This window comes from Streptomyces sp. HNM0575 (assembly GCF_012726265.1).
Classification (GTDB): domain Bacteria; phylum Actinomycetota; class Actinomycetes; order Streptomycetales; family Streptomycetaceae; genus Streptomyces.
This window is the reverse complement of sequence record NZ_JAASAG010000025.1, coordinates 1-10,287: the sequence shown is the minus strand read 5'-3', so window position 1 is coordinate 10,287 and position 10,287 is coordinate 1. Positions and strand designations below refer to the sequence as shown.

General features: G+C 70.7%; 8 protein-coding genes. 7 read left to right on the top strand and 1 reads right to left on the bottom strand.

What is annotated here, in order from left to right; all coding sequences use genetic code 11:
- Window positions 1–526 precede the first annotated feature (526 nt).
- The 7 genes from HCC61_RS29955 (at window position 527) to HCC61_RS29925 (ending at window position 9,429) form a co-directional block, all read left to right on the top strand.
- Window positions 527–1,171 carry a class I SAM-dependent methyltransferase gene (locus HCC61_RS29955; RefSeq protein WP_169141001.1) on the top strand — a complete coding sequence of 215 codons (645 nt, stop codon included), beginning with the start codon at window positions 527–529 and terminating at the stop codon, window positions 1,169–1,171.
- 128 nt (window positions 1,172–1,299) lie between these two features.
- Complete coding sequence (locus HCC61_RS29950) at window positions 1,300–2,148, top strand: maleylpyruvate isomerase N-terminal domain-containing protein (protein ID WP_169140999.1); 849 nt, start codon at window positions 1,300–1,302, stop codon at window positions 2,146–2,148.
- A gap of 550 nt (window positions 2,149–2,698) precedes the next feature.
- Window positions 2,699–3,565, top strand: a complete 867-nt coding sequence (locus HCC61_RS29945; protein WP_169140998.1) for a hypothetical protein — start codon at window positions 2,699–2,701, stop codon at window positions 3,563–3,565.
- Window positions 3,555–4,883 (top strand): hypothetical protein, encoded by a 1,329-nt coding sequence (locus HCC61_RS29940; protein WP_169140997.1) that lies wholly within the window; start codon window positions 3,555–3,557, stop codon window positions 4,881–4,883. The genes HCC61_RS29945 and HCC61_RS29940 overlap by 11 nt, the downstream gene beginning before the upstream one ends.
- Window positions 4,880–6,445, top strand: a complete 1,566-nt coding sequence (locus tag HCC61_RS29935) for an SCO6880 family protein (protein WP_169140996.1) — start codon at window positions 4,880–4,882, stop codon at window positions 6,443–6,445. Before HCC61_RS29940 ends, HCC61_RS29935 begins: the two co-directional genes overlap by 4 nt.
- A 68-nt stretch (window positions 6,446–6,513) precedes the next feature.
- Window positions 6,514–7,932 (top strand): ATP-binding protein, encoded by a 1,419-nt coding sequence (locus HCC61_RS29930; RefSeq protein WP_169140995.1) that lies wholly within the window; start codon window positions 6,514–6,516, stop codon window positions 7,930–7,932.
- 3 nt (window positions 7,933–7,935) lie between these two features.
- Window positions 7,936–9,429: a hypothetical protein gene (locus HCC61_RS29925; protein ID WP_240969426.1), complete on the top strand. Its 1,494-nt coding sequence runs from the start codon at window positions 7,936–7,938 to the stop codon at window positions 9,427–9,429.
- A gap of 25 nt (window positions 9,430–9,454) precedes the next feature.
- Here the strand turns inward: HCC61_RS29925 and HCC61_RS29920 are convergent, their stop codons facing one another.
- On the bottom strand, window positions 9,455–9,988 hold the full coding sequence (locus HCC61_RS29920) for an N-acetyltransferase (protein ID WP_169140994.1): 534 nt from the start codon (window positions 9,986–9,988) through the stop codon (window positions 9,455–9,457).
- Between the last annotated feature and the right edge of the window lie 299 nt (window positions 9,989–10,287).

Sequence of the window (10,287 nt, the reverse complement as noted above, 5' to 3'; positions counted from 1 at the left end):
CGGGCATTACGGTGGTACACGAAGGCCTCCCTGCGGTGCAGTCCTTAGACAGCTCCACCACAGCGGAGGCCTTCGCCATGATCAAGACCCACAAGTGTCAACAACGCTCGTGATCAATACATCTAGCCGCGCCCAAGTCCCGGCGGCCCGCGTCGTGTTGGGCGCCGGGGGGGGTGTGTCCCTCGGCACCGATCTCCGATCTCCGAACGCTTCAGGGTCGTCGTGTCCCGTGCGTTCACTCGGGCGTTCATGTTCACGTGTCACATCGGGCGCATCGGCCGCTCCGGTCCCGGTACGGCGGGTCCAACGGGCGGAATGGCGAGGTGATTTCGGTCACCCCTGATCCGTATGCTCTGGTGCGTGCGCTCCGGGGCATCCGGCGAACGGCCGCCGGGGCCGCTGCTCCACGCCGACTGCCGTCGCCCGCGGGCCGGTTCGGGCCGGGCAGCCGGGGCACACGGCCCGGCCCCGCCCGCAGGCCATGCCTCGGCCTCTGCCACGTACGTACCAACACCCCCGGAGACGCATGGACATCGTCAATCCCGCCCTCGAGGACTACCTGCTCGCCCACGCCTCTCCCGCCGACGACGTCCTGCGCGACCTCGTCGAGGAGACGCATCAGCTGGAGCCGGGCACGACCCTCCAGATCACGCACGACGAGGGCGAGTTGCTCACGATGCTCGTGCGGCTGACCCGGGGCGCCTTCGCCGTGGAGGTCGGCGTCTTCACCGGCTACTCCTCCATCTGCATCGCGCGCGGGCTGCGCGAGGACGGGCGGCTGCTGGCGTGCGACGTCTCCGAGGAGTGGACGTCGGTCGCCCGGCGCTACTGGGAGCGCGCCGGACTCACGGACCGCATCGACCTGCGCCTCGCCCCGGCCGCCGAGACCCTGCGGGCCCTTCCCATGGAGCAGACCGTCGACTTCGCGTTCGTCGACGCCGACAAGACCGGCTATCCGACGTACTACGAGGAGCTGGTCCCGCGGATGCGGCCGGGCGGCGTGATCGTGCTCGACAACGTGCTGCGCAGGGGCCGTGTCGTCGACCCGTCCGCGCAGGACGCGGCCGACAGGGCCATCCGCCAGATCAACGACACGATCACGGCGGACAGCCGCGTCCAGTCGGTCATGCTGCCGATGCGCGACGGCGTCACGCTGGCCCGCAAGCGGTGACAGCGGTGACAGCGGTGACGGGAGCGCCGGGCGGGGATGCCGCCCGGCGCACCGGGACGGACGGACACCCCACCACGCGCTGACCCCGCTGCTCAGCTCCTGTGCCAACCGGTCAGTAGGCTTCGGACATGACCAACCCCCTCGCGTTCGACCGCTATTGCGCCGAGATCATCGAGCAGACCCGTCTGTTCCGCGACGCCCTCAAGGGCGTGACGCTCGACGCCCGGGTCCCCGCCTGCCCGGAGTGGACGCTGCGCGAGCTGGCCGTGCACGTCGGCGACGGTCACCGCCATGCGGCAGAGGTCGTACGGACGCGGGCGACCTCCTTCCTCAGCCCCGGCGACGTCCCCCGCCACGGCGGCCCGGCCGGGCTACCGGAAGCCGACGTCGCGCCCGGGGCGTACGCGGAGGCGCTCAGCACCTGGCTCTCCGAGAGCGCACAGCTCGTCTCCGACGAACTGCGCGTCGCCGGCGAGGAATCCCCCGCGTGGACGCTCACCGGCGAGCAACGCGCGGGCTTCTGGGCGCGGCGCAGGACGCACGAGGCTCTCGTGCACCGGTTGGACGCGGCATCGGCCGCATCGGCGGCGGGCGCCGGTGCCGACGGTGCGCCGTCCGGCGTCGCGGCCGAGCTGGCCGCCGACTGCCTCGACGAGCTCTTCGAACTCACCTCCAGCCGGGAGGCGTTGGCCCAGTGGCCGCCGCTACGAAGCCTCTCCGTTCGCGCCGGCGAGACCCTCCATCTGCACGCGACCGACGATCCGCCCGCAGCGTCCCCGGCGGAGTGGATGATCCGTATCGAAGAGGAAGGGTTCACCTGGGAGCGGGCGCACGAAAAGGCGACGACCGCGGTGCGCGGCCCCCTCATTGACCTGCTCCTGGTCGTCTTCCGCCGCCTGCCGCCGGGCAGCGGACGAGTCGAAGTGCTGGGCGACGCGGAGCTGTTGGACTTCTGGCTGGAACGGGTCGGCTTCTAGCGGCACTTGACCGTATGGCCCGGGGCCGCCGGGGGGGGCGGACGGACGGCGACGGCGCGTCCGGGACACGGCCTCATGGCCGTTCGCTTCCCAGCGGTACCGCGATATCCACAGGCTGTGGATGAATCAACGCACCGTCAGAACCGGGGAGTCGGCCATAGCGGACGACGAGCTCCCGTACCGCGTACGGGGGTTGAGCCGCACCCCAGGCCCGGCATGCGTGGGGTGACCGGCCGTGTCGGGAGCCGTGGCCGAGCACCCTACGGGGGCGGGCCGTCGAGCCGATCCCGCACCGCCGACGGGCACCCGTGACCATGCGTACCCCGACGCCTCCGTACGCCCCCGGCGCGCCCCCGTGGCAAGCGTGACGGCTGCGGACGCACGTGCCCGTTGAGACGCAGGGGACGCCAGGCGTACCGCATGGCAAGACGCTCCGTCACCCGTTGTCCACAGGCCCCCCGTACGGCCAGTGACACAGCTACCTTCGTTTGAGGAGACAATGCACTGACGACAGTTGACTGAGTATGAGGTTCGAGGGGGCACGTCCGGGATGAGCATCGGCGGCGAGGGGTACGGCGAGCGCGACCGTACGGGCGATGAGGGCACGGCCGGGGGCTTCGGCCGCGGCCCGGCCGCCCTCACCACGACCCGCACGCGCCTCCCGGACGGCGAGGGCGGCGGCGGCAGACCACCGGTGCGCCCGGGGCGCAGCCTCGTCACCATCGTCGGCGTCGTGGTGTTGCTGATCGCGGCGATCGCCTTCGCCAACCAGGGCGGTGACGACGGAGGCGACGACGGCGCGAACGGCAAGGAGGGCGCCGCCGCCCAACCGACGGCCCCCACCGGCCAGAAACCGGTCGACGGCACCAAGGGCGGCATCCCCTCCGGCTTCCCCAAGTCCCGGCAGGGCGCGGAGAGCGCGGCGGCGAACTACGCGGTGGCGCTCGGCGGTGACGGGATGTTCGACGACACCGAGCGCAAGAAGATCGTGGAAGCGGTATACGCCCCTGACATCGCGGCCAAGCGCACGGACGATCTCGACAAGGTCTACAAGGACCCCGATTTCCTCACGAAGATCGGCCTCGAGAAGAACGGCGAGGCACCGGGCGGCAGCACCTTCATCTCACGCACGAACCCCGTCGGCACCAAGGTCGTGAAGTTCGACAAGTCCAGGGCCAAGGTCGCGGTCTGGCGCTCGTCACTGTTCGGCCTTGCAGGCGAGGGCTCCAAGACCCCCGTCACCGAGAGTTGGTACACCAACACCTTCGATCTGAAGTGGACCGGCGAGGACTGGAAGGTGAGCGACTTCAAGCAGAAGGACGGTCCGACGCCCGTCGGCCGCGACCAAGCTGCGTCATCAGCAAAGGAGATGGCCAAGGCCGTCGAGGGGTACGGAGGCTTCACCTATGCCCGCTGACCGTCACCGCATCGCCTTTCTGGGGGCTCTCGTGGTCGCCCTCAATACAGCCGCCGTTGTCGCGGCCAGTCGCGCAAGTGCCGCACCTCAGGACGACCCCTGCGAAGGGGTCGCCGCCCCAGCAAGGGAATACTGCGAAAAAGGCGACGGCGCAGGCGGTGGCGGCGGAGGCTCCGCCCCCGACCCCACCAGCGCGCTCGACCCGCTCTCATCGCTCGCCAAGGGCTGCGCCAAGGCCGCCGCCTGGGCGGTCGACAAGCTCTCCGAGCTGGTCAACAAGACGACGAACGTCGACTTCACCAACCCCGAGTTCCTCCGCCAGTACGCGGTCGTCTTCGCCGCGTCCACGATCCTCACGCTCACCATCTGGCTGCTGGCCGTCGCCAAGCGCGCCATCCGCGGCGTGCCGTTCGTCGAGGCCATCACCGAGGCGGTCGGCTTCCTCTGGCTGACCGTCATCGCGTCGGCGTTCACGCCCCTGATCCTCTACACGGTGGTGTCCGCGACCGACGCGGTGACGGACGTCGTCGCGTCGGGCACGTCCGGCCAGACGGACAAGTTCTTCGGGACCTTCTCCGAGGCCCTCAAGAGCGGCGACGACATCGGCGGCGGCCCGATCATGCTGATCGTCGTCTCGCTGATCTCCGTGCTCGCCGCCGGCGTGCTCTATCTCGAACTCGTCGTCAGGGCCGCCCTGTTGTACGTCGGCGCCCTGCTCGGCACGGCCGTATACGCGGGCCTGGTCGACAAGAACATGTGGGGCCACGTGCGCCGCTGGGCGGGCATCATGATCGCCGTGATCCTGGTCAAGCCGGTGATCGTGATCGTGCTCGGCCTCGCCGGTGCGCTCTCCACGTCCGACGGGCCGGACGCCTTCTCGGCGATCGTCTCCGGCCTCGCCATCATCCTGCTCGCGATCTTCGCCAGCGCCATGATCTACCGCTTCGTCCCCGGCTTCGGCGACGAGATCGTGGGCCACCGCAACGCGTCCCGCGATCCCGCCTCCCGCGCCGCCGCAGCCGTGGTCTCCTCCCCGGCGGCCCTCGTGCGGCAGGGCATCAACACGCACAGCGCACGCGGCCCGGGCGGCGGCCAGTCCGGGCCCGGCGGCGACGGCGGAGGCGCCGGCGCCAAGCAGCAGCCCGCCGGCCAGGTCGCCGGCGGCGTCGCCGCCCACAGCACCCGCGGCGGGGGAGGCGGCAGCGGCGGCGACACCCCGCGGCAGGCACCGCCCGCGCCCCGTACGTACGACCGTTCCGCACCACCCCGCCCGGCCCGAAACGGCGGCGGCGACCGCACCGGAGGTGACCGCAGGTGACGACGGCGTCCCACCCCGCCGCCGCTCCGCGCCGCACGTACATGATCGGCCGGGCGCGGCCCAACGCGGTGATCGGCAAGAACAGGGAGACCGGCGAGATCGGTCTGATCATCGTGGGCGCGTTCCTCGGCATGATGAGCGGCCTGCTCATCCCCGTGCTGGCATTCCGCATCCCCGCGCTCGTCGGCTTCCCGATGCTGGCGCTGGCCGCGATCTATGTGCCGTACAAGGGCCGTACGTTCTACAAGTGGTTCGAGATCAGCCGCTCGTACCGCAGGCTGCTGCGCAGCAACGACGCCGCCTACCGCTCCGGGGTCGCCGAGGCCGGCACCCGGCTGGACGGCCGGGAGGTGGAGGTCGGGCCGCCGCCCGGCGTGGGCCGCATCAACTGGCTGACGGCGCCCTTCGGTCCGGACGAGCTGGCGGTGCTGCTGCACGCCGACCGGCGCACGGTCACGGCCTGCATCGAGATCGAGGGACCCGGCGTGGGCCTGCGCGACAGCGAGGACCAGGAGGCCCTCGTCGACCGCTTCGGCACGCTCCTCAAGCACGTGGCGAACGGCGACGGCTTCGTCACCCGCCTCCAGATGCTCGCCCGTACGCTGCCCGCCGACCCGGACGCCCACGCCAAGGACGTCGACCAGCGCGGCGACGAACGGGCGGCGCCCTGGCTGCGCGACTCCTACGATCAGCTCCAGTCGATGGTCTCCACATCCAGCGAGCAGCACCGCGCGTATCTCGTCGCGTGCATGCACTACGGACGTGAACTGGCCGCCGAGGGTGCGACGATAGCGAAGGCGGCGCAGCGCTCGGCGGGCCGCGGCGGCCGGAAGCTGTCGAAGGACGAGGGCCTGGCGATCATCATGGCCCGCGAACTGACCGACATCTGCGCCCGGTTGACGGAGGCGGACATCCGTGTGCGACAGCCGCTCGGCCAGGCGCGCCTCGCCTCGCTGATCCACTCCATGTACGACCCGGACCACCCCATCGACCACCTACAGGCGATGTCGAAGCGCAACGCCTGGCCGGCGGAGCTGGACGCGACGGAGCCGACGTACCTCCAGGCCAAGACGCGGGAGTCGACGACGCGTGCGCCGTGGTGCCATTCGACGGCGTGGGTGAAGGAGTGGCCGATGACGCCCGTCGGCGTCAACTTCCTCGCACCGCTGCTGGTTCACACCCCGGACGTGATCCGTACGGTGTCGGTCGCGATGGATCTGGAGCCCACGGAGCTGGCCATCGAGCGGATGCTGACCGAGAAGACCAACGACGACGCCGAGGCCAGCCGCCAGGCGAAGATGAACCGCACCATCGACCCCCGCGACGTCGCCGCGCACGGCCGCGTCGACCAGCGGGGAGAGGACCTGGCGTCGGGCGCGGCGGGCGTCAACCTCGTCGGCTACATCACGGTCTCCTCGCGCTCGGCGGATTCGCTGGCCCGTGACAAGCGCACGATCCGCGCATCGGCCGGAAAGAGCTACTTGAAGCTGGAGTGGTGCGACAGGGAGCATCACCGGGCGTTCGTCAACACACTGCCGTTCGCGACCGGCATCCGCCGCTGAGGAGGACGCGCAACATGATCAACGGCCGCCGCCCGTACGGCAGTCGCGGAAGGGGCTGAGGGTTTCCCATGGCCGCGCTCGATCCACTGACAGCCATCACCGACGCGTTCACCGGCTTCCTCTTCGGCAAGACGGAGACCACGCGCCTGCCCGTGCGCACGTCGACGGGCCAGGCCCAGGCCGTCTACCTGCCCACGGCCGCCCCCGGCCTGGGCGACTCCGGCGTCATCATCGGCCGCGAGGTCTACAGCGGAAAGGGCTACATATACGACCCCTTCCAGCTGTACGGCCAGCAACTCCCCGCCCCCCACTGGCTGGTGCTCGGCGAGTCCGGAAACGGCAAGTCGGCGCTGGAGAAGACGTATGTGCTGCGCCAGCTCCGCTTCCGCGACCGCCAGGTCGTCGTGCTCGACGCACAGGGCGAGGACGGCGTCGGCGAGTGGAACCTCATCGCCGAGGAGATGGGCATCACCCCCATCCGCCTCGACCCCACGGCCGCCCTGGACCAGGGCATCCGGCTCAACCCCCTCGACCCGTCGATCACCACCACCGGGCAGCTGGCCCTGCTCCGTACGATCATCGAAGTCGCCCTGGGCCACGGCCTGGACGAGCGTTCCGGTTTCGCCCTGAAGGTGGCGCACAGCTATGTCAACGCCACGACGGCCGACCGCCAGCCCGTGCTCACCGACATCGTCGAACGCCTCCGCCACCCCAAGCCGGAGTCGGCTGAGGCGATGAACGTCGCCCTTGACGACGTACGCGCCTGGGGCCTCGACGTCGCCCTCGTGCTGGACCGCCTCGTCGACGGCGACCTGCGCGGCATGTTCGACGGCCCGACGACCGTCGGCATCGACCTCGACGCCCCGCTGATCGTCTTCGACCTCTCCCACATCGACCGCAATTCGATCGCCATGCCGATCCTCATGGCCATCGTGGGCGTCTGGCTCGAACACACCTGGATCAGGCCGGACCGCAAGAAGCGCATCTTCCTGGTGGAGGAGGCGTGGCACATCATCAACAGCCCGTTCGTGGCCCAGCTCTTCCAGCGGCTGCTCAAGTTCGGGCGCCGGCTCGGGCTTTCGTTCGTGGCGGTGGTGCACCACCTCTCCGACGTGGTCGACGGCGCAGCCGCCCGCGAAGCCGCGGCGATCCTCAAGATGGCCTCCACACGCACCATTTACGCGCAGAAGGCCGACGAGGCCCGCGCCACCGGCAAGGTCCTGGGCCTGCCGCGATGGGCCGTCGAGATCATCCCGACCCTCTCGCCCGGCATCGCCGTATGGGACGTCAACGGCAATGTGCAGGTCGTCAAGCACCTGGTCACCGAGGCGGAGCGGCCCCTGGTCTTCACCGACCGCGCCATGACGGAGGCCTCGTCCGGACCGGAGCACTACGACGCCGCGCTGGAGGCCGACCTGGAGGCCGAGGCCGAAGCGCGCGCCCTCGCCGTGGAACAGTCACCGTCCTCCAACTCCACCGTGGCCTAGCCCATGTCGTACGGATACGACCACGACCGCGGCCACGACGCCGGCTACGAATACGGGCAGGGCGGCGGACGCGGGGACGGCCGCTTCCGCGACGGTTACGACGACGGATTCGACGACCGCTTCCACGTCGGACCGCATTACGCACAGGGCCCGCGGCGCCGGCAGCCCGTACCCCGCGGCCCATCACCCGGCGGCCCGGGCGGAGCCGGCCAGAGCGGCGGCATCCCCGACGGCCTGCTGATGGGCGTACTCGCGCTGCTCCTCGGCACGACCGTCCTCACCTGGACCGCCACCGGCCTCGCCGCACTCCTCGCACACGGCTCCTGGCCGCACGGCGTCTCGTTCACTCGCACCCCCATGGCCATGCGCGACCTCGCGGCCGACCCCCGAGACCTTTCCGGCGCCTGGCCCGACGTGGACCCTTCCCACCTGTCCGGATACGGGCTCTTCTGGGGCCTGTTCATCGGGCAGCTGCTGATACTGATCGTCCTCACGGTCTTCGCGGTCGGCACCGTCACCCGAGCCCGTGCTGTGCGCGCGGCCCGCCGTTCACGCACCGCCGCGAAACCGGCACCCGACGACGTGCGAAACCGACCCGCCTCTTCCGAGACCCAAGTACCGCTACCGGAACCGGAGTCGGCCCAGTCTGCGCCCATTCCGCCCGCGTCTGCCGCCGAGCCCGCCACGACCACCCATACCGCCGAGGCCCCTGCGGTCGCACACATCACGGAGACCGCCGAGGGGTCCGATGCCGCCCCAACCACCGCCCTGACCCGTGTCCTGGAGGCTCCGGGCGCCGTTCTCGTCGCCACATCCGAGCCCGCCCTCTGGGCCGACACCAAGGACTCCCGCGCCAAGCTCGGCCCGGTCCACCTCTTCGACCCCGGCCAGCTCTGCGACACCCCGGACCGCCTGCGCTGGTCCCCGCACCACGGCTGCGCCGACCGCGACACCGCCGCGACCCGCGCCACCGCCCTACTCGCACCGCTGCGCTCCTCCCGCCCCATCGACGCGGAGATGCACACCGCCGCCGAGACGCTGCTGCGCTGCTGGCTGCACGCCGCCGCCCTCGACGACCGCCCCTTCCGCGAGGTGCACCGCTGGGCCCTCGCCAAGTCCGCGCCCTCCGACCCCGTCCAAACCCTCCGCACCCACCCCAAGGCCTCCGACGGAGCAGCCGGCGAACTGGAGGCCACCCTCACAGGCCACCCGGAGCGCCGAAAGCACGCCACGGAACTCGTCCGCCGCGCCCTCGCCCCGCTCTCCCAACTCCACATCCGCAACGCCTGTACGGCAGCCCGCGCCGACCGGATCGCGCTGGAATCCTTCATCGCTGAAACGGGCACGCTCTACGTCGTGGGCGCGGACCCCGAGCTGATGCCGATCCTCCACGCGCTCACCCAGAGCGTGGTCGAGCACGGCCGCCGCATGACCGCACGGTCATCCCCCGGCCGGCTCGACCCACCACTCACCACGGTCCTCGAACTCCCCCTCTAGGCAGGGCAGTTCAGCCCCCTCAGCCTCAGCCGCGACCGCCCGGACGCTGCGGCAGCTCCCGCACCATCTCGTACTCCCTCAGCACGGGAGCCTTCGGATCGCTCACATACCTGCCCGTGCGCACATAGCCGATCTTGCGGTAGAAGGCCTCGGCCCGCGGATTGTGCTCATGTACGTGCAGCAACATCCGCCGCACATAGGGACGTTCGCCCGCCCATTCCTCCACCGCCCGGAACAGCCCGTCGGCCAGTCCCGTCCCCCGATGCGCGGGCCGCACATACACACCCACCACGTGTGCGCTCTCGCCCTCATCCAGCACGGTCGCACTGCCGACCCAGCGCCCCCCGCCTTCCTCGTCCTCGCCGATGAACGTCTCCGCCAGAGACCCGTCGGTACCCTGCGCGGCACGGCGCCGCCAGAACTCGTCGCTCTGCACCGCAGCATGCCCATACGTCTCGTTGAAGGCCACGGACGCCACAGGATCCGCGAGCCCCGCGAGCCGCAGCTCACGCAACAGCTCCCAGTCCTCCGCGAGCACCGCCCGGATCTTGTACGCCATGACCCGATACTGCCCCAGCCGCCCCACCCGGCAGTAGCGATTTGCGCTGGTCTTGAGGTACGAAACGGCGGGGCCGGCGCCCCATGCCGACCCCGCCTTTGTGCACTCCCAGACCCGTCGCGTTCCCCCGCCCCGGCCCCGTATGCACGCTCCACGCGACACTCCCAGGACACACAACAAGCCCCGTTGGGGTGGCCGTGGCCGTTCCAACGGGGCTTGTTTCACTGATAGTTCGGCGGTGTCCTACTCTCCCACACGCTCCCGCATGCAGTACCATCGGCGCAGTAAGGCTTAGCTTC

Bases quoted from the DNA above. Each gene is read 5' to 3' on its own strand.
- HCC61_RS29940 (WP_169140997.1), top strand. From the start codon at position 3,555: ATGCCCGCTGACCGTCACCGCATCGCCTTTCTGGGGGCTCTCGTGGTC.
- HCC61_RS29925 (WP_240969426.1), top strand. From the start codon at position 7,936: ATGTCGTACGGATACGACCACGACCGCGGCCACGACGCCGGCTACGAA.
- HCC61_RS29930 (WP_169140995.1), top strand. From the start codon at position 6,514: ATGGCCGCGCTCGATCCACTGACAGCCATCACCGACGCGTTCACCGGC.
- HCC61_RS29955 (WP_169141001.1), top strand. From the start codon at position 527: ATGGACATCGTCAATCCCGCCCTCGAGGACTACCTGCTCGCCCACGCC.
- HCC61_RS29950 (WP_169140999.1), top strand. From the start codon at position 1,300: ATGACCAACCCCCTCGCGTTCGACCGCTATTGCGCCGAGATCATCGAG.
- HCC61_RS29945 (WP_169140998.1), top strand. From the start codon at position 2,699: ATGAGCATCGGCGGCGAGGGGTACGGCGAGCGCGACCGTACGGGCGAT.
- HCC61_RS29920 (WP_169140994.1), bottom strand. From the start codon at position 9,988: ATGGCGTACAAGATCCGGGCGGTGCTCGCGGAGGACTGGGAGCTGTTG.